Genomic DNA, 18851 nt, shown 5'->3' on the forward strand with positions numbered 1-18851 from the left:
CCGCCGTGACGCATACGAAGACGAGTCCGCCGCCCCCCGGCTCCGCCGCCCGCCGGTTCCGCCGCACCGGAACCGGGCCGCCGCCCGTGGCCCCCGCCGGGGACGCCCGCCGGCGGGGGCGGCGGGAGACCCTGGCCGGCTACCTCTTCCTGTCGCCGTGGGTCCTCGGCATGCTGCTGCTGACCCTCGGCCCCATGCTCGCCTCGCTCTACCTCTCCTTCACGGAGTACGACCTCTTCAACGCGCCCCGCTGGACCGGGTTCGACAACTACCGCGCCATGTTCGAGGACCCCCGCTGGGCCACCTCGGTGGGCGTCACCCTCCAGTACGTCCTGATCGCCACGCCCCTCAAACTCGCGGCCGCGCTCGGCGTCGCCCTGCTGCTCGCCCGCCCGCGCCGCGGCCTGGGCTTCTACCGCTCGGCCTTCTACGCGCCCTCGCTGATCGGTGCCAGCGTCAGCATCGGCATCGTCTGGCGCGCGATCTTCCAGGACGAGGCGGTGGTCGACCGGTCGCTGCGGCTTTTCGGGGCGGACATCGGCGGCTGGGTCGGCGACCCCGACTGGGCGATCCACACACTGGTGGCGCTGGCCGTCTGGCAGTTCGGCGCCCCGATGGTGATCTTCCTGGCCGGGCTCAAGCAGGTGCCGCGCGAGCTGTACGAGGCGGCGGAGGTGGACGGGGCGGGGGCCTGGCGGCGGTTCCGCTCGGTGACCCTGCCGCTGATCTCCCCGGTCCTCTTCTTCAACCTGCTGCTGGAGACCATCCACTCCTTCCAGGTCTTCACCTCGGCGTATGTCGTCAGCAACGGCCGGGGCGGGCCGGCGGACTCCACGCTCTTCTACACCCTCTATCTCTACGAGAAGGGCTTCCGGGAGTTCCGGATGGGATACGCCTCCGCGATGGCCTGGATGCTGATGCTCGGTGTCGGGCTGGTGACCTTCGTCCTGTTCCGCACCCAGCGCGGCTGGGTGCACTACGAGGGAGAGGGGCGGGGGCCGATGAGCCGGACGGAGCCGGGGAGCCGGCGGGCACGCCGCGTCCGCGTCCGCGTCCGCCGCGTCCGCCGCGTGCGCCGGTGAGCGCCCGCCGCCGGCGCACCGCGCGCTCGCTGCTGCCGCACCTGCTGTCGGTGGCACTTCTCGTCGTGGTGCTCTACCCGGTGGTGTGGGTGATCGGGGCCTCGTTCAAGCCGGGGCAGGACATCGTCGGCAGCCTGGAGCTGTTCCCCACCGAGCCGATCACCGGCAACTTCCGGCGGCTCACCGAGGGCATCGCCGACATCCCGCTGAGCACCTTCTTCGTCAACTCGCTGATCCTGGCGGTCGGTTCGGTCGGCGGCGTGCTCTTCTCCTGCTCGCTCGCCGCCTACGCCTTCGCCCGCATCCGCTTCGCCGGGCGTGCCGTGATGTTCGGGCTGATGATCTCGACGCTGCTGCTGCCGGTGCACGTCCTGCTGATCCCGCAGTACATCGTCTTCCAGAAGCTGGGACTGGTGGAGACCTATGTGCCGCTGCTGCTCGGCAAGTACCTCGCCGTGGACGCCTTCTTCGTCTTCCTGATGGTGCAGTTCATGCGCGGGCTGCCGCGCGAGCTGGACGAGGCCGCGCGGCTCGACGGCTGCGGGCATCCGCGGATCTTCTGGAGCATCGTGCTGCCGCTCTGCCGCCCGGCCCTGATCACCAGCACCATCTTCACCTTCATCTGGACCTGGAACGACTTCATGGGCCCGCTGATCTACCTCAACGATCCGCAGAAGTATCCGGTCGCCCTGGGCATGAAGCTCTTCATCGACCAGGACACGCTCGCCGACTACGGCGGGATGATGGCCATGTCGCTGCTCGCGCTGCTGCCCGTGCTGCTCTTCTTCCTCGCCTTCCAGCGCTTCCTGGTCGAGGGCGCCACCACCTCCGGACTGAAGGGCTGAGGCCGTCATGGTCGGGGGCGCACGCCGGGGCGCGGGTGTCCGCGCGGCCGTCCGCGAGGGGGGAACGCCGGGCGGGGCTCGCTTCGCGCTCTTCGCCGAATGCCTGCTGACGGGCGTGTGGGTGCTGATCGCCGCGCTGCCCCTCGTCACGCTGCTGCCGGCCTTCGCCGCCGGCTGCGGCCATTTGCGCCGTCATCTGGCCGGGGAGCGGTGCACCCGGCGGGAGTTCGCGGCCGGGCTGCGCGAGGCGGTGCGCACCGGGCTGGGCTGGTCCCTGCTGTGGTGGACGGGCGTCGCGCTGCTCGCCGTGGACCTGTGGGTGGCCGGCTCGGGCGCGCTGCCCGGTGCCGTGCCGATGGCCGCCGCTGCCTGGGCCGGGCTGGCCGTGCTGGCCGTCACGGGGCTGCGGACGGCGGCGGGGCGGGAGCCCGGCGGTTCCTGGGCCCGGGCGGCGGCCGGGGCGCTGCGCCGCACCTGCGTCACCGATCCGGGCGGTTCGGCCCTGCTGATCGGCGGGCTGGCCGTCGTCGCCGTGGCGGCCGGACAGCAACTGCCGCTGGCGGCGCCGGCGCTGGGCTGTCTCGTGGCCTGCGCGGTCGGGGTGGAGCGCCGCTGCGAGGCGCGGGTGGGACAGCCTGACGGGCCGTAGCCCGCTGCGGTATCGCCGAAGCATGCGATGCCCGCGGAGTGGCGGGGCCGGAGGAGCCGGCTCGGTCCGCCGGGAGCTTCGCCCGCCCGGTCGGCGCGGCTCGGCCGGCTCAGTAGACGCTCAGGCCGTACGCCGACAGCCACTCGGTCACCGGCTGGTAGTAGGTGACCCCTCCCGAGCTGCAGTTCCCGCTGCTGCCGACGATGATGCCGAGAGCCGTGCCGCCCGAGAAGGCCGGACCGCCGGCGTCTCCGGGCTCGGAGCAGATGGTGGACCGGAACAGTCCGTATACGGTTCCCCCGCTGTAGTTGACGGTGACGTTCACGGCCTGGACGGTTCCGCAGCGGTGTCCGGTGGTCCGCCCGACGTGGCAGATCGACTGCCCGACGACGGGATGCGCCGCGCCGGTGATGTCCTGGGTACCGGCGCCGGCACCCAGCGAGATCTCGCCCGGGTGGGCGACCGCCGTGTTGGTGTACCGGACGCTCGCGTAGTCGTTGCCCGGGAAGCTCACTCCTGCGGTGACGCCGACGCCGACGGTCTGGGCGGCGTCGGCGTACCAGGTGGCACCGGCGCCCTGGGCGCACCGGCCCGAAACGAACGCGTACACCGTGGAGCCGGAGCGGGCGTTGAAGCCCACGGTGCAGCGGGTGCCGTTGCTGTAGAGGGTGTCGCCCCCGCGCACCGTCAAGGCCGCCTGTTGCCCCGCTCGTTCCCCGGCATGGGCGGCCGGTCCGACGGAGGCGGACCAGCCGAGGAGCAGCGCCAGTGCGACGACGGCCCGGACGACGGTTCGAAGGGGTCTCTCGGAACGCATGCGGCTCACGGCGGCCTCCTCTGGCATGTTCCTGCCATTGTGCCCCTCCCGGACTCGGACGGTCAGGCCGAAAGCCGCCAACCACAGGGCGGGTGGACGGGGCCGCCGTTCGTGCTCGTGCGCCCCGGGCGAAGCGCTCGGCCGCCCGAGTCGTGATTTCCCGCGGAATCCCTCCGTTCCCGCACGCGGGCGGGGAGCCGCGGTTCCCCGCCCCCACGGGGCACCGCTCAGGGGCCGTGCCAGGTTGGCCGGTATGTCGGGCAACAATCCGAGGGCGTCGCTTGTCTCACCGGTCACAGAGGTACAGCGAACTACTGGGGGGTAGTCATGCGACGACTGAGCGGCACACTGGCCGCACTGATATTGGCGGTCGCCGGTCTGGCGGCGGCCACGGCTCCGGCCGCCAACGCGGCGCCGGCGGCGGAGAGCTGCTCCGTGAGCTGGGGGAGCATGGTCAAGGCCGAGTGGGATTCCGACTACCGGCCGCTGGTGGGCATCAGGAGCGGGCGGCACGACTGCTACGACCGTCTGGTCTTCGACATCGACGGCACGGCAGCCGACCGGATCGGCTACTACGTCCACTACGTCAGCCAACTGCGCCAGGACGGCTCGGGTGACCTGATTCCGGTCAAGGGCGGCGCGATTCTGGAGGTCGTGGCGTTCGCGCCCGCCTACGACCCGGAGACCATGGAGCCGACCCTGCCGGCGACGAAGGTGAAGGTCGACGGGTACCGGACCTTCCGGGACGTCGTGGTCGCCGGCAGCTTCGAGGGCCAGACCCAGGTGGGGCTGGGCGTCCGCGCCCGGCTGCCGTTCCGGGTCTTCCAGACGGGCAACCACCTCGTGGTCGACGTGGCGCACACCTGGTGAACCGGAGCCGGCCCCGCTGCCGCCAGGACACCCGGGCAGCGGGACCGGACGCGCGCCGGGGCACGGCGTCCGTCCGGCCCCGGCGCAGCCGCTCGCCCGCCGCCGGATCCTTCGCCGCCGGATATAACTTCGCGAGTATCTGAAGTATCGCCTCTTGACTGTGTCAACAGGGCTAAGCTGCACCGCAGTTCATCACATCTGTGGGCGGCATCAGGGGGCGTACGTCATGACACACCTTCACACCGGGTGGAAGGCACCGCGGAGACAGCGGGTGCACGAGCGGCCGGGGGCGGGACGCCATGCGGGAACGGTGGAGCGGATAGCCGGCCGTGCCGTGACACGCGGACGATCCGCTGTTCTCGGCGTCCTGGCCGTCGCCCTGCTCGGAGCCTGTTCCGGAGGAGATCCTCAGGCGGAGCCGAGGGAAACGGTCACCGCGACGGCCACCACGACCGTGACGGCGAAGCCGGAGCGGATGCCGTCCCAGAAGGGAACACAGCTCGGGGAGGCGCGGAAGGCGGCCGAGGCCGCCGGGTACACCCCGTCCGCGCACAACGCCAACAAGGGCGACGCCGACCCCTCCGGGAGCTGGACGGTCTGCTTCGAGGACATCGGCTACGGCACGGTCGACTACGGGGCCGTCGAGGAGGGCGCGCTCTGCCCGAAGAAGGACGGCGGCCCCCTGGCGTGGCCCAAGGCCCCCGACGTCACCGGCGCGGTCTACGCCAAGGCCGTCACGGCGCTGACCAAGGCCGGGCTGAGCGAGGACGGCATCAGCGCCGACTCGGCGTACAAGGACGTCACCGTCGCCTCGGCCGACGTGGAGGACGACCCGGACGACTACACGGTCTGCTTCCAGTCGATCAAGGCCGGCAGCGACATCAAGCCCGGCACCAAGACGAAGCTCACCGTGGTCGAGGGCAGCTCCTGCCCGTCGGCGAAGGGCACCTACAAGGACCGGACGAACGACCCCTCCTACACCCCGCCGGCCCCGGCGCGCGACAGCGGGTCCGGCGGCTCGTCGGGTGGCTCGCCGGGCGGCGGCTCCGGCGGCAGCGGCGACACCGGCCAGGGGGCCGGCGGGTGCGAACTGACGTCCCCGGCGGGCAACTGCTACCGGGCCGGCCAGTTCTGCGCCAACAAGCACCTCGGTATGCAGACCCACGACGCCGGCGGACGGATCATCTACTGCAAGGAGCGCCCCGACGGGCAGCGCTGGAACTACTCATAGCCGGTCGCGGCCGGCGCACGGCGGGCGGTGAACCGGCCCTCCGGCCGGGGCGGCACGGACGGATGGCGCGACCCGTTCGGCCGCCCGCCTGCGCCTCGTGCACCGGCGGCAGCACGCGCCCCGGGCATCCCTCGACGGGGACCCGGGGCGCCCGGCGCCGCCCGGGGGTGGTGCTCCCGGTGTCTCCCGTCCGCTCGGCGGGCGTCTCAGAGGGCTACGACGGTCACCGCGCTGTGCCGGGAGCTCCCGCCGGGTTCGTCATCCGGGGGCCGGGACCGGCCGCGGTGTCCGGTCAGAGGTAGGTGACGCCGGTCAGCTTCTCGGCGGCGGTCCACAGCCGCTGTCCGGTGGCCGGTGCGGCGGCTTCGGTGCTGGGGCGGACCTCGGTGACGTCGCCGCGGAGCTCCCAGGGCCCGGACGGTCCGAAGAACTGTCCGCCGCGGACACCGGGGGCGGTCGCGGCGAAGAGCTGGGGCAGTGCTCCGCGCTCCGCCGGCTGGGTCAGCAGGAGGCCGCCCCGTGCGACGATCCGGCCCGCGCGGCCACGGTGTTCCCAGGCCCGGGGTGTGAGGTTGGACCGGGAGAGCCCGGGGTGGGCGAGGACGCTGGTGATCCGCGAGCCGGCGGCGCGCAGCCGGCGGTCGAGTTCGAGGCCGAAGACGGTGGTGGCGAGTTTGGAGCGGCCGTACGCGCGGGCGGCGTCGTAGGCGCGCTGTGACATGAGGTCGTCGAAGTCGAGGCGGGCGTTCTTGTGGGTGATGGAGCTGAGGCCGACCACCCTGGGGGCGTCGGCCCGGGCGAGTGTGCCGAGCAGCAGGCCGGTGAGGGCGAAGTGGCCCAGCATGTTCGTGCCGAGATGGAGTTCGAACCCGTCGGCCGTGGTGTGTGCCGGGCCGAGGAGGACCAGTCCGGCGTTGTTGACCAGCAGGTCGACCGCCGGGTGGTCGGCGGTCAGCTCCTTCGCGAACGTCCGGACCGAGGACAGCGAGGCCAGGTCCAGCTCGCGCACCTCGGTCCGCGCCCGGGGCACCGCGTCCCCGATGAGGGCGGCGGCCCGCGTACCGGCCGCGACGTTGCGCACGGCGAGCACGACCTCCGCCCCGTGCCGGGCCAGTTCGGTCGCGGTGACCAGGCCGAGGCCGGAGTTCGCGCCGGTCACGACGGCTGTTCTGCCGTGCTGGTCGGGGATCTGGCGAGTGCTCCATGCGGCCATGGCGATGCTCCTGGGATGCCGGGACGTGTCGGGGACCGTTCGCGACGAGAGTAGGAACGGGCGGGCCCGGCTCCGTAGGACACCGTTGCCTGGGAATGCCGGACCTACCTTCGGGCGGAGACCGGCGCGCACACTGGGGGGCATGGCCACCGATCATCTGTACGCGCGAGAACTGGGTGACTTCCTCCGTGCCCGGCGCAGCCGGCTGCGTCCCCAGGACGTCGGCCTGGAACCGGGCGGCCGGCGCAAGGTGACCGGCCTGCGCCGCGACGAGATCGCCCTGCTGGCCGGACTGAGCACCGACTACTACCAGCGCTTGGAACAGGGCCGCGGGGGGCGGCCGTCCGATGACGCCCTCTATGCCATCGCCTCCGCACTGGACCTGGACGACGAGGAACGCCGGCATCTGTTCGGCCTCGCCCGGGCCGCGCGGCGGCCGACGGCGTCCGCTCCCGTCCGCCGCGGTCCCGAACGGGTACCCGACAGCACCCGGCGGCTGCTGCACGTCATGGCCACCCCCGCACTGGTGCTCGGCCGTCACCTCGACGTGCTCGCCTGGAACCCGCTGGCCGAAGCCCTGCTGGGCGACCCCGCCACCGTGCCCCCGGCGGAACGCAACATGGTCGTCCAGCTGTTCCGGGATCCCGAGGCCCGCCTGCGCTGCCCGGACTGGGAAAGCCTTGCCCTGGACTACATCGGCATGCTGCGCGCCGCCGTCGCGGAGGACCCGGGCCATCCGCGCGCCACGGCGCTCATCGGCGAACTGAGCATCCACAGCTCAGACTTCCGCAGCCTGTGGGCCCGCCACGACGTGCGGGAGAACGTCCATGGAACCAAACTTTTCCGGCACCCCGAGGCCGGTGAGATCACCCTGGACTGGGACAGCTACCCGCTGCCCGGCAACCCGGGCCCCGTCCTCCTCGTCTACACGGCCGAACCGGGCAGCGCGGATGCCGAGCGTCTCCAACTCCTCGCGTCCCTGCGCGCGACCCGTGACCACGGCACCGACGCCGTCATCGAACCCCCGCCGCTCCGCCGGCGGTGACGGTACCCTCCCGGCCGGACGGGCAGAGCCGTATGGCACCGCACGGTGCGTCTGAACGCGCAGGCCGGGGTGGCGGCGTGGGAGCCGGCCGGCCGCGCCGGGGCGTGGGCACCGTCCGTGCTTGCTGTCGCCGGCGTCGTCGAGGACGAGGGAGCAGCGGATTCCCGGAACACCGTCGCCGGGGGCGTGCCCGGGGAGGCGCACGTCACATTCGCTCCTGTCACATCCCGCCGGGCCGTTCCGTCGAGGAGGTGTAACCACCGGCAACGACACAGGAGTTCACCGTGGAAGCTCGCTCGAACCCCCTCGGCAGCCCGGTCGCGGGCACGTTTCTGAAGCACGTCATCGCGGCGGCCCAGGCGCTCACGGAATCGACGCTGCCGCCCGCGACGCGCGAACTGGTGCTGCTCCGCGCCAGCCAGATCAACGGCTGCGCCGGATGCATCGACATGCACACCAAGGACGCCGCGCACGCCGGGGAGACCTCCACCCGCCTGAACCTGGTCGCGGCCTGGCGGGAGGCCACGGTGTTCACCGAGGCCGAACGCGCCGCGCTGGAACTGACCGAACAGGGCACCCGCATCGCCGACGCGGCCGGTGGTGTCCCGGACGAGGTCTGGGCGAACGCGGCCAAGCACTACGACGAGGATCAGCTCGCGGTCCTGGTGTGCCACATCGCCGTCATCAACACCTTCAACCGCCTGAACGTCATCACCCAGCAGCCCGCCGGTGACTACCGGCCCGGGCAGCACGGATAACGCGGACCATCCGGCCGGCCCGCCCGTGCCTCGTGCACCGGCGGCAGCGCGCGCCCCGGGCATCCTCGACGGGACCCGGGGCGCCCGGTCGCTCGGCAGGTGCTCCGATGGCCTCCGTTGTGCCGGAGCGCCGACCGTCGCTGCCGCGCCGCCGGTACGTCTCGCGACCGGGAGGTGCGCGGCTCGCTCCCCGGGGTGGCCGGGATCGCCGAATCCGCCGAAAAAAGGCGGGCGGCGGCCGATGAGTTTCTCCGTGACCGGCGGTCAGAGATCATGGTTGGTGCACCGCAGCCGCGAGTGCGGCGGACGCCCGCGCCGGCCGACTCTGCCGAAAGCTGGACACGAGACACCGAGGAACTGAGATGCGCACCCTGATCAGCACCGCCTTCATGTCACTCGACGGCGTCGTGGAGGCCCCGGGCGGCGAGCCCGGTTACCGGAACGCCGGATGGACCTTCAAGGACGTCGAGTTCCTCCCCGAGGCATACGACATCAAGGACCGCGAGCAGAAGGAAGCCACGGCGATGCTGCTGGGCCGGATCAGCTATCAGGCGTTCAGCCCGGTATGGCCCGGTATGGAGGACTTCGCCGGCTACAAGGTGATGCCGAAGTACGTCGTGTCCACCACCCTCGGCGAGGGCGACCTCGTCTCGGACTGGGGCGAGACGACGATCCTGCGCTCACTCGACGAGGTCGCCGCGCTGAAGGAGACCGAGGGCGGCGCGATCATCGTCCACGGCAGCGCCTCCCTGAACCGCGCCCTCTCGGACGCCGGCCTCATCGACCGCTACCACCTGCTCGTCTTCCCGCTCCTGCTCGGCGCGGGCAAGCGGCTCTTCAGTGCGACGGACAAGGACACGCAGAAGCTGAAGCTGGTCGAGCACGAGGCCTATGCCAACGGCGTGCAGAAGAACGTCTTCGACGTCGTCCGCTGACGGGGCCCGGCCGGATCTCACCCCCGCCTTCCGCGTTGCCCGGATAGTTTTATGCAGTTCTCTCGGTTGAAACGGGACGACTTGGAGAAAAGGTGGTGCCGCGGTCATCGGGACGGTGGCCGGTGCCGGGCCGGAGCCCCGGGCGCGGCACGCGCGCGAGCCCCGACGACCTGCGGGTCAAGGTGCACGCGGCCACGGTCAACGGCGCCCTGCGCGCGGCGGCGGAGGGCCTGCCGTACTGACCGCTCGACGGGAGCCGGGAACCGGGAGCCGCCGCGCCGTGCTCACGGGCGGTCGTCCGGGGGCCTCCTTCATAGGGCGGCGGAGGTCACGCACGGGCGGCGTACCTGCGGCGTACGGCTCCCCGAGCTCGGCCGTACCGGTCATCCGTGACGCCCGTCGGCCCTGGTCGGGACCCATCCGTGGCCGGGATGGTCGTGGCATGAGATCGCACAGCGTCACCGCCGGACAACCCTTCATCCGCTCCCCGCGGTTCACCCTCCGCCTCAGCGCCACCCGGCGGGGCGCCCGGGTGGCCCGTCACCTCGCCGTGCACCAGCTCGCCGAGTGGCGCATCCCGTACGACTCCGACGCCTCCCGGGCCGTGGCCGCCGTCGTCGGGGAACTGGCGGCCAACGCCGTGACGCACGGCCGTCTGCCGGGCCGGGACTTCCGGCTGACGCTGCTGCTGCGGCCCGGCGCCGTGCGGGTCGAGGTGACCGACGCCCGCCCGGAACGCGTACCGCCCGCGGCGGTTCCCGATGCCCCGGACCCGGAGGGGGACAGCGGCCGCGGTCTGCTGCTCGTCGCGGCCCACGCGGAGCGCTGGGGCTGCGAGGCGCGCGATCCGTACACGAAGACGGTCTGGGCGGAGGTGGCCGCACCCGGGGCTTCCGGCCGCGTCCCGGGGGGTCCGGTCATTGAGGGCGGGGGCGTCCGGCCGGTGGTCACCTGAAGGCCGGCCGCTGCGCCTTGGGCTCGTGAAGCCCGGCAACATGAGCGGCCGTTGTTCACGGGGCCGGCCCCGAAATCATGTCGCCCGTACTCGCCCGGTCCGGTACGGTCGCAGGGTTTTCACTGCTGGGAGCCCATGAGGTTCGCGTGCGGCCTCCGGCAGTCCCCACGTTGAGAGCAGGTTTGTTTCATGGCATGTCGTATCAGTGAGCTCGTGCTCGGTTGCCGCGACCCCGAGGTGCTGGCGCGGTTCTGGTGCGAGGTCCTGGACTTCGTGGTGCTCGACCGCGAGGGCGACGACATGGTGGAGATCGGACCGCGCGAGGGGTTCGGCGGTCCGCAGCCGACGATCATCCTCAGCCGCAGGGACGAGCCGGAGAAGGCCAAGTCCCGGCTGCACATCGACGTCAACGCCACCGACCGCGACCAGGACGCCGAGCTCGAACGCCTGCTGAAGCTCGGTGCGCGCCCGGCCGACATCGGCCAGACCGGGGAAGAGCAGTGGCACGTCCTGGCCGACCCCGAAGGCAACGAATTCTGCCTGCTCAAGGCCCGCCTCGATCCGCTCTGATGCTCGTCGGCCCCGCACGGTGGTGCCCTCGACCGGGTGGCCGAGTCGAGGGCACCGTCGCGGAAGTGCAGCCGCCGTCAGGCGCCGGTGTCCGTGCCGGTGGCGTAGGCCAGGAAGACGGGCCAGATGTCGCGGTGGACGCTGAGCGCAGGGCCGTCAGGACGCTTCGAATCCCGGACGTGAACGGTACCGGGGACCATGGCGACCTCCACGCAGTCCCCGCCGTTCGTTCCGCTGTAGCTGCTCTTGAACCAAGTCAGCTCGTCCGGTGGGCTGTTGTGCTGGTCACTGCTCATCTCTTCCCTGCCTCTCGCTCGATGAGACGGGCAGACTCCGCGGCATTGAGAGCCTGTGTGCGCAGCATCCCATACTGCATCCAGAACTCGCTGACCTCGTGCTCGTCGGACCTGACGCTCACGATCCCCTGTGATTCGATGGATACGAACCGTTGGCGATCGATGGTCTCCAGCAGCACCATTTGGCCGTTGACCCCACTGTGCGCGGATTGCGACGTGGGCATGACCTGGATCTCGACATTGCGCATCCGGGTGCACTCCAACAGGTGCTCCATCTGGCCGTGCATCACCTCGGGGCCGCCGACCATGCGGTGCAGAGCGCCTTCCTCCAGGATGAAGACGAAGACAACGGTCGGGTTCTTCCTTGTCAGAAGAGCCTGCCGGGCCATACGGGCCGCGAGGTGCTGTTCGATGGTCTCCTCCTCCAACGGCGGGAAGTGGGCCTCCAGCAGCGCTCGCGCGTACGCCTCGGTCTGGAGCAACCCGGGGACGAGCATGGGGTCATAGGAGAAGCGGCTCAGGGCTTCGGCCTCCAGCAGCGCGAAGTCGCGGAAGAACTGGGGCAGTTTGGCGCGGTCCACGTCGTCCTGGAGGACGAAGAGGGCCCCGCCCGCGCTGAGGACTCGTTCGGCGGCTTTGGTGAAGGTGTCCTTCGCGGGGCGGCGGCCCTGTTCGACCGAGGCGACTTGTTCGACGGAGTAACCGATGGCTTCGGCGAGGGTCTGCTGGGTGTGTCCGGCGCGTTCGCGGAAGAGGCGGACGAGTTTGCCGTACGCGCGCCAGATGGGCGGGTGGTCCTTCTCCCGGCGCTGGTCGCGCTTGGTGATGCCGCTGGTGGTGGCGGTGGTTTCCGGTGTGGTGGTGGCCGGTCGGCCGGTGCCCGTGCTCATGGCGCCCCCTGTCCCGTTGTGCGGTGAGCTGGTCCTCTCATCGGCCAACCGCCCGCACGGTGCACCGGTCACGCGCCGAGGCCGTACAACGGCCGTACAGACCCGTACGGACACGTCGGGCCCGGGATCCTGCCGGACCGTCTCCCCTTCCCGGCTCCTCTCGGGCCGTCCCGGGACGGGCTCTTCCGGCCGGGTGCTCAGCCGCGACGGTGGAGTTCGGCGGTGGTGAGCAGGCGGATCTGGGCGTCGGCCCAGCGGGCCGGGGCGTCCTCCGGGCCCGGCAGCGAGTCCAGGAGCCGGCGCACCGCGGTGGCGCAGACGGCCAGGCCGGTACGGGCGAGGTCGTCGGCGGAACGGGCCAGGGCCGTGCGCACGGGGCCGGTGAGATGGCGCAGCCCCTGGTGGGCCGCGTCGGCCAGGGCGGCCAGGGCGGAGCCGAGCGCGTCGGCCACCCGGTCCGGCGGGGGAGAGCCGGGGAGAAGCGGCAGGTTCGCGGGCTCGCCGGCCGACAGATGGGGGACGGTGATGCCGCCGGCGTCCACGGTGCCGCTCCCGCTCTGGCTTCCGCTGCCAGTGCTGCCAGTGCTGCCGGGGTGGCCGGTGCCGCCCGTGCCGCCGCGGTGGTCCGGGCCGGCGACGGCGTACGGGGTGATCCGGAGACCGCCGCCGTCCCGGTGCAGGGCACCGGCCACGTAGCGGGGGCCGTCGGCCAGGGCGGCGGCGAGGGCGTCCAGCGCGGCGGGAGCCATGGGCTCGTGCGGGGCGGAGAGCAGGGCCGTGTTGCCGGCCGCGTCGAGGACGGTCGCCTCCAGGCGCTGCGCGGCCGGGTCGTAGCCGATGCCGGTCACCTCGGAGACCTCCACGACCCGCACCGTCTCCGCCTCCACCCGGGGACGGACGAGCCGGGGCGGACGACCGTCCCACTCCGCGGCGTGCGCGGCCAGATCGCGCACCAGAAGCGTGCTCGGCAGCTCCGACCAGGCCGTCGGACCGAGCGGGGTGACCGTGGTGACGGCGAGCCGGCCACGGGTGAGGGTGAGGGCGCGGCTCGCGGTGCGCCGCGCGGTCTCGCTGACCACACTGCCCGCGGCGAGAGAGGCCAGGGTCGTACCGAGAACGCGGCGGCTGCCCCACGGGCGGTCGGACGGCTGCCAGGTCTTGTGCAGGACGACCACCACGCCCGCCTCGGCATGCGCGAAGAAGGTCCGCGTCACCGGGTGTTCGGGCGTGCCGGAGAGGCGGCAGCCGAGAGCGGTGAGCCGGACCCGGCGCAGCGGTGTCTCCGCCACCTCGCGCTCACCGAGCACGCCGGGGGTGCGGCCCGCGGCGCGGTGGCGGGCGTGGAGTTCGGCGAGGAGCGCGGCGTGGCGCAGCGGGTCGTGCGCGGCGTCGCGCGCGGTGTGCGCGGCCAGTTGGTCCGAGAGTTCGGCGGTGACGGCGGCGGGCCAGTGCAGGGAGGCGGCCGTCAGGGACCTCGCGGTCCGGCGGAGCGCCGCGGCGAGCACGGGGCCCGCGTGGGCCGCGCCGTCGAGGAGGAGGTCGTCGGCCAGGGTGAGAGCGGTGGCGAGGGACGGGGAGTGGTGGGGGCGGGCGCCGTGGGTGCGTCGGCGGTGATGGTCACCGGTGCCTCGGCGGAGTTGTCACCGGGTCTGCCCGGGGATGTGGCGACGGGGTGCCCGCGGGCATGGATTCGAGCCCGCCTGCGGGCGTGGTGCCGGGGTGGTCGGACGTGCCGGGGAGAGGGACGCCGCTGCGGGTGGTGCCGCCCGAGCGGGAAGGGGGTGCACCTCGACGGAGCCGTCGCCGGTCCCGGCCTCGTCCGCCGCGCGGAACGCCCAGACGGCGAGGGCCACCATCTCGCCCCGTACCGCCTCCGCCGCGTCGGTGAGGGCATAGCCGATCTCGCCGGGCACCGGGAACCGGACGGTGCACGTGGGCAGTTCCACCCACGGCCCGGCAGGACCGGAGGACGGGCCCCGGCCGCCGGTGGTGCCCGGGGCCACGGGTTCGGCAGGGCGGGAACCGTGCGGTGGACCCGTGCGGTGTAGCCGCGGCGGGCCGTGCGGCGGGCGGCGGTGACGGCACGGGCGCCGACGGCCGCCGTCAGCGTCTCGTCGTCGAAAGCGCCCGGTGACCAGCCGGCCGGTGGGTTCGGCGGGGTGGGAGGGGTCGGCAGGGTGGGTGGAGGTGCGCCGTCCGGAGCGGGCGCGGGGCCGGTGGCGCGGGGAGCCGGGGCGGTCGTGGCGGTTCCGCCGTCGGCATGGCCGCCCGGGGGCGAACGGTCGTGGCCGAGCCGGTGGCGGATGGAGTCACGCCGCCCGGTGGGGCCGGGGTGATGGGGGCGGTTGTCGTGGCGGGTGCTGCGGGCGCGACGGGTACGGCGGGTGTGCCTGTCGTGCCGTGCGCGGAAGCGGTCCGCTGGTAGGCGAGGACCAGGCCGATGAGATGACGGCACACACCCGTGGCCCCGCACCCGCAGGAGCCGTTGTCCAGGCCCGCGCCCGGCGGGAGTTCCGCCACCGCGGCACCGGCGTAGTCGGCCCGCACCCGGCCGTCCTCCGAGACCGTCAGGACCGGGGCGCGGCCGGCGTCGATGTCCTTGCTCGCGCGCTTGACCAGACCGCGGTTGGTGAGGGCGGCAAGGGTGTCGTGGGTGAGCGCCAGCAGGTCGGCACGGGGCCTCCCACTCGGTGCCGTCATCGCCGTCCTCGCTTCCGCCGCGTCCGCGGGCGGGTCCGTATCCATGCCGCTTTTCCCGTCTCTTCCGTCTCGGCTCGCACGACTGCCGTGGGCGCCGTCGCCTCCGCCGCCGTCACCGGACCAGCCGCTCCGCCACGAACTCGGCCAGCTGCCCGGGCGTCATGGCGCCCATGTGGGCGCCCTCCCGGGCGAGGCGGCCCGCCAGCTCCCGGTCGTAGGAGGGGTTGGCCTCCTCGTCCAGGGCGGCCAGGCCGAGCACCGTCGTGCCCTGCTGGACGAGTTGCCGCACCGTGTGGATCAGCCGGTACGGGTCGCCGCCCTCGTAGAAGTCGCTGATGACGGCGAAGACGCAGCGGCGGGGGTTGTCGACGAGACCGGCGCCGTAGTCCACGGCCCGCGCGATGTCGGTGCCGCCGCCGAGCTGGACGCGCATCAGCAGCTCCACGGGGTCCGGCACATCGGCGGTCAGGTCCACGACCGAGGTGTCGAAGGCGACGAGATGGGTCTTGAGACCGGGCAGATTCCACAGGCAGGCGGCGGTCACGGCGGAGTGGATGACCGATCCGGCCATCGAACCCGACTGGTCCACCAGCAGGATGAGTTGCCACCGCTGGAGCCGGCGGCGGGTGCGGGAGTGGAAGGAGGGACGCTCGATGATCAGCCGCTTGTGCTCGGGCTGGTAGTGGGCGAGGTTGGTGCGGACCGTCGTCCTGAAGTCGAAGTCGCGGGCGACGGCCAGCCGGGAGGGACGGCGGTCGCGGCTGCCGGTGAAAGCGCGGTGCACCTCCGGACGGAGACGGTCCATCAGCTGCCGTACGACCTTCTCCACGATGCGCCGGGCCGCCCCGAGTACGGCCGGGTTCATCAGGTGCTTGGTGCGCAGGACGGCGCGGAGGAGGGCCGGGCTCGGCTCGACCCGCTCCAGCACGGCCGGGTCGGTGACGATCTCCTCGATGCCGTAGCGCTCGACGGCGTCCCGCTCCAACCGCTCGATCGTCTCCCGGGGGAAGAGACGGTGCACATCGTCCAGCCAGTCGACGGCCGTGACGGCGCTGGGCCCGTCGCCGCCCTCGCGGACGGCCGGGGAGGGCCGGCGGATGCCGCGCCGGGCCAGCTCCGGGTCGCGGCCGTACAGCCAGTCGAGGGCGGCGTCGCGGGCGGCGGCCTCCGCGCCGAGCGGTCCGGCGCAGCGCTCGGCGGGTGAACCGAGGATCAGTCGCCACCGCTCCAGGGCGGGGTCGGGTGCGGTCACCGGTCGATTCCCTTCAGGTCGTCCTCCGTGCCGTGGGCAGTCCGGACCTGGGTTTTCCCGCCGGTCCCGTGGCAGGGTCCGTGCACGGTTCCGGTCCCGTCTGCGGGCCCGGGTCGGCCCCCGGCCTCGCCACCGGCTGCTGACGGCGGCGGTCCTTCCGTTCCCGCTCCCGGCACCGGTTCCGTTCCCGGCTCCGGCCGGGGCGGTGCGCCGAGCCCGTACCGGGTCAGCAGGGTGCTGACCCGGTCCTCCAGCGCCCGTGCGGCGGCCAGCGCCATCGGGTCGCCACCCGTGCGCAGCAGGGCGCGGGCCGAACCGCGCACACCGCGCAGTTCCAGCAGCCGGCCGGCGATCCGCTCCCGCTCCCGGGGCGGGAAGAACGCGAACGCCTGGCGGAGGGCGGGCAGCGCGGCGAGGAAGGCGCTCTCGCTCATCCCGCCCACCGTCCGGTCCAGCACTCCGACCAGATCGCCGATGTCGTCGCGGGAGACGGCGAACAGCCCGGCCAGCCAGTCGCCCAGCACGTCGGGGCCGAACTCGGCCATCGCCGCCGCCGGTTGGCTCTCCCTGCCCAGGGCGCGGGCCAGGCCGAAGGCCGCGCCGCGCAGATCGGCCGGGGCCCGCCGGTCGGCCGCGACGCGGTGGGCCGCGCCGGCTGCCGTCTCACGGTCCAGCGACAGCGGGCGCGGGGCGTGGAGCAGTGCGTCCCGCAGCGCCGCGACCGCCGCGAGCCTCCCCGTGTCCACGCCGGACGACGGGCCGTGCACCCCCTCCAGCAGCCACAGCAGGCGGACGGCCGCCCCGTCCACGACCTCCGCGAGAAGCGGGCCGCGCGCCACGCCGTACACCCGGTCGTGGCGCCACAGACCGAGAGAGGTCGCCAGCACCTCGCCGAGCGCGCCCGGCTCGGGGAGTTCCCGCACCCGGCCGGCCAGCACCGTCAGCAACTCCTCGGCCAGCGGACCGACTCCGCACAGCACGGCGTCGAACAGCGTGCGCGCGAGTCCGCCCGCGTCCCGGCCCTTCCGGCGGGCGCGCTCGGTCAGCGCCGTCGCGGCGGCGTCCGCGAGCCGGGCCCCGTACGCGCCGGCCTCCACCAGTGCCGCCTCCCGGCCGGGTGCCGGCACCCGCTCCCATCGCTCGGAGAAGACCGCCTCCGTCCCGTGCCGCGGTCCGGATCTCCGCTCGTGACCGGGGATACCGAGTACGCGCAACCGGTGCAGCGCGCGGCTCCGTTCCAGCCCGCGCGGGGTCGTCAGGTCCAGGACGGCCGGCTGCTCGCCGTCGAGACCGAGGCGCTCCAGTTCGGCGGCCACGTCATGGGAGCCGGGGTGGAGCCGGCCGGTCCGGTCACCGCAGCAGACCGCGACCATCTCCACGATCGCCGGATGGCTCCCCGGCGCGAGCGTGCCGCGCGCGGTCCACGGGAGGGGCTGGTCGAGGGCGTCGGCGACCAGGGCCCCGGCCAGCCCGTCGAGCACGTCGACCCGGGCGGGGACCGGATGGCCGCGCAGCAGGGACAGCCCCTCGGCCTGGGCGCGGGCGGCGATCAGCGCGGCCGTGGAGACCGGATGGCGCCGTTCCCGGAGCCGGCCGGCGACCTCCCGCAGCAGGGTGTCGGCGGCGGCCCGGGGGCCCGCCTCCCACAGCCGCTGGTAGTAGCCGGGCGAGGGCATGCCGGACTGGTATCCGGCGAAGGCGTCCAACTGCTTGAAGGAGTACGGGACGAGGAAGCTGCCCGCCAGAGCCCCGGCCGGCGGCTCCGGCACCCGGGGCCACGCGGCGCGGGGCCGGGTGCCGGGACCGGCACCGGTCTCAACTCCGGGCCCGGCGAACCCGGTTCCGGGCCCGGCGTCGCCGGTGGGCTGCGGTTGTCCGTCCCGGCCGAAGCCGGTGAGGGCACGGAGGGCGGGCTGGTGGAAGCCGCCGGTCACCACCAGCACCGGCCGGCCGTCGGCCCGCTCGGCGGCCGCCCGGACCCAGGACGCCATATACGCCTCGCGGGCCCGGTCGCCCTCGTCGGCCTCCGCGTCACCGCGGACGACGGCGAAGTAGGCGTCCAGGCGCTCGGCCATCTCCGACAATGCGCCGAAGCGGGCCGCGCCGGCCGCGGCCGCCGCCTCTGCTGTGCCGACCGCCGCCTCCGCGGCCCCGGCCTGCGCCTCCGTGGAGCCCCGTCTGTCCGCGCCGGCGGGCCCGGCCGTGTCCGTGTGGTCCGCGACCTCGAACAGCCGGTCCCAGAGCGCGTCCACGGAGTCGGCCGCGAACCGTTCGCAGAGCCGGGTGGTGGCCTCGGTGTACCGGGCCTCCGCGTCCGCGAAACGGTTGACGCGCTCGGCGAACGCCGGGTGCCAGGCCGGCAGGTCGATGAACAGGACCTCGGCTCCCGCCGCCCGGCCCTCGGTGAGCGCCACCCACTCCGGCGAGTAGTCGCACAGGGGTGCCCAGGACGTGGCCGCCCGCTGCTCGTCCCGGTAGTGGCTGAACACCGCCACGGGCAGTTCGTGCCCGAGCAGCAGCTCGTCCAGCCGGCCGTTCATGTCGGCCGGGCCCTCCACCAGGACGTACGCGGGCCGCAGCGCACGGACGGCACGGGCCACCAGCCCGGCACAGGCGGGGGAGTGGTGGCGTACCCCGATGAAGGCGACGTCCCCGTCGGGACGAGAACGAGGACGAGGACGGGCATCCGTACCGGCCACGGCCCCGTCCCGCCCGCCCCCGTGCCGGCGTCGCGGCCCGCGTC

General features: G+C 73.5%; 19 protein-coding genes. 10 read left to right on the forward strand and 9 right to left on the reverse strand.

Features of this window, described 5'->3' with window-relative positions; all coding sequences use genetic code 11:
* The first annotated feature begins 5 nt into the window (after nucleotides 1-5).
* The 3 genes from E4N63_RS27365 to E4N63_RS27375 are packed head-to-tail and all read left to right on the forward strand — an operon-like array spanning nucleotide 6 to nucleotide 2576.
* Nucleotides 6-1082, forward strand: coding sequence for a carbohydrate ABC transporter permease (locus tag E4N63_RS27365; protein WP_374112844.1), 1077 nt, complete (start codon nucleotides 6-8; stop codon nucleotides 1080-1082).
* Nucleotides 1079-1927 carry a carbohydrate ABC transporter permease gene (locus E4N63_RS27370; RefSeq protein WP_230241910.1) on the forward strand — a complete coding sequence of 283 codons (849 nt, stop codon included), beginning with the start codon at nucleotides 1079-1081 and terminating at the stop codon, nucleotides 1925-1927. Before E4N63_RS27365 ends, E4N63_RS27370 begins: the two co-directional genes overlap by 4 nt.
* Before the next feature lie 7 nt (nucleotides 1928-1934).
* The gene (locus E4N63_RS27375) at nucleotides 1935-2576 is read left to right on the forward strand and encodes a hypothetical protein (RefSeq protein WP_230241911.1); all 642 of its coding nucleotides are present in this window, start codon (nucleotides 1935-1937) and stop codon (nucleotides 2574-2576) included.
* A gap of 109 nt (nucleotides 2577-2685) precedes the next feature.
* On the opposite strand, the gene E4N63_RS27380 is transcribed toward E4N63_RS27375, so the two are convergent.
* A complete protein-coding gene (locus E4N63_RS27380; RefSeq protein WP_230242678.1) occupies nucleotides 2686-3393 on the reverse strand; it encodes a S1 family peptidase in 708 nt (235 codons plus the stop codon).
* A gap of 327 nt (nucleotides 3394-3720) precedes the next feature.
* On the opposite strand from E4N63_RS27380, the gene E4N63_RS27385 reads away from it, so the two are divergent.
* Nucleotides 3721-4263, forward strand: a complete 543-nt coding sequence (locus E4N63_RS27385; RefSeq protein WP_230241912.1) for a hypothetical protein — start codon at nucleotides 3721-3723, stop codon at nucleotides 4261-4263.
* 334 nt (nucleotides 4264-4597) lie between these two features.
* Complete coding sequence (locus E4N63_RS27390; RefSeq protein ID WP_230241913.1) at nucleotides 4598-5494, forward strand: Stk1 family PASTA domain-containing Ser/Thr kinase; 897 nt, start codon at nucleotides 4598-4600, stop codon at nucleotides 5492-5494.
* A 292-nt stretch (nucleotides 5495-5786) separates the two neighbouring features.
* Here E4N63_RS27390 and E4N63_RS27395 read toward each other — a convergent pair whose 3' ends face one another.
* Nucleotides 5787-6707, reverse strand: coding sequence for an oxidoreductase (locus E4N63_RS27395; protein ID WP_230241914.1), 921 nt, complete (start codon nucleotides 6705-6707; stop codon nucleotides 5787-5789).
* Nucleotides 6708-6849: 142 nt separating this feature from the next.
* Between E4N63_RS27395 and E4N63_RS27400 the strand changes: the two genes are divergently transcribed.
* The 5 genes from E4N63_RS27400 to E4N63_RS27420 all read left to right on the forward strand — a co-directional run bounded on the left by E4N63_RS27400 (nucleotide 6850) and on the right by E4N63_RS27420 (nucleotide 10970).
* The gene (locus E4N63_RS27400) at nucleotides 6850-7752 is read left to right on the forward strand and encodes a helix-turn-helix transcriptional regulator (protein WP_230241915.1); all 903 of its coding nucleotides are present in this window, start codon (nucleotides 6850-6852) and stop codon (nucleotides 7750-7752) included.
* 284 nt (nucleotides 7753-8036) lie between these two features.
* A complete protein-coding gene (locus tag E4N63_RS27405; protein ID WP_125625853.1) occupies nucleotides 8037-8510 on the forward strand; it encodes a carboxymuconolactone decarboxylase family protein in 474 nt (157 codons plus the stop codon).
* Nucleotides 8511-8872: 362 nt separating this feature from the next.
* Entirely contained in the window at nucleotides 8873-9445 is a 573-nt protein-coding gene (locus tag E4N63_RS27410) for a dihydrofolate reductase family protein (protein WP_125625854.1), read from the forward strand.
* Nucleotides 9446-9887: 442 nt separating this feature from the next.
* On the forward strand, nucleotides 9888-10400 hold the full coding sequence (locus E4N63_RS27415; RefSeq protein ID WP_230241916.1) for an ATP-binding protein: 513 nt from the start codon (nucleotides 9888-9890) through the stop codon (nucleotides 10398-10400).
* A 189-nt stretch (nucleotides 10401-10589) separates the two neighbouring features.
* Entirely contained in the window at nucleotides 10590-10970 is a 381-nt protein-coding gene (locus tag E4N63_RS27420) for a VOC family protein (RefSeq protein WP_125625856.1), read from the forward strand.
* Nucleotides 10971-11047: 77 nt separating this feature from the next.
* Here the strand turns inward: E4N63_RS27420 and E4N63_RS27425 are convergent, their stop codons facing one another.
* From E4N63_RS27425 to E4N63_RS27455, 7 genes are all read right to left on the reverse strand, one after another.
* Nucleotides 11048-11266 carry a DUF397 domain-containing protein gene (locus tag E4N63_RS27425; RefSeq protein WP_125625857.1) on the reverse strand — a complete coding sequence of 73 codons (219 nt, stop codon included), beginning with the start codon at nucleotides 11264-11266 and terminating at the stop codon, nucleotides 11048-11050.
* On the reverse strand, nucleotides 11263-12156 hold the full coding sequence (locus tag E4N63_RS27430; protein ID WP_230241917.1) for a helix-turn-helix transcriptional regulator: 894 nt from the start codon (nucleotides 12154-12156) through the stop codon (nucleotides 11263-11265). Before E4N63_RS27430 ends, E4N63_RS27425 begins: the two co-directional genes overlap by 4 nt.
* 197 nt (nucleotides 12157-12353) lie before the next feature.
* Nucleotides 12354-13661 (reverse strand): hypothetical protein, encoded by a 1308-nt coding sequence (locus tag E4N63_RS27435; RefSeq protein WP_230241918.1) that lies wholly within the window; start codon nucleotides 13659-13661, stop codon nucleotides 12354-12356.
* 135 nt (nucleotides 13662-13796) lie between these two features.
* Nucleotides 13797-14102 (reverse strand): hypothetical protein, encoded by a 306-nt coding sequence (locus tag E4N63_RS27440; RefSeq protein WP_230241919.1) that lies wholly within the window; start codon nucleotides 14100-14102, stop codon nucleotides 13797-13799.
* Nucleotides 14103-14259: 157 nt separating this feature from the next.
* Nucleotides 14260-14856: a hypothetical protein gene (locus E4N63_RS27445; protein ID WP_230241920.1), complete on the reverse strand. Its 597-nt coding sequence runs from the start codon at nucleotides 14854-14856 to the stop codon at nucleotides 14260-14262.
* 112 nt (nucleotides 14857-14968) lie between these two features.
* Nucleotides 14969-16108 (reverse strand): VWA domain-containing protein, encoded by a 1140-nt coding sequence (locus E4N63_RS27450; protein ID WP_125623853.1) that lies wholly within the window; start codon nucleotides 16106-16108, stop codon nucleotides 14969-14971.
* Nucleotides 16105-18807 (reverse strand): DUF5682 family protein, encoded by a 2703-nt coding sequence (locus tag E4N63_RS27455; protein WP_230241922.1) that lies wholly within the window; start codon nucleotides 18805-18807, stop codon nucleotides 16105-16107. The genes E4N63_RS27450 and E4N63_RS27455 overlap by 4 nt, the downstream gene beginning before the upstream one ends.
* Nucleotides 18808-18851 lie beyond the last annotated feature (44 nt).

Source organism: Streptomyces sp. MNU89 (assembly GCF_020982505.1).
GTDB lineage: Bacteria > Actinomycetota > Actinomycetes > Streptomycetales > Streptomycetaceae > Streptomyces > Streptomyces xinghaiensis.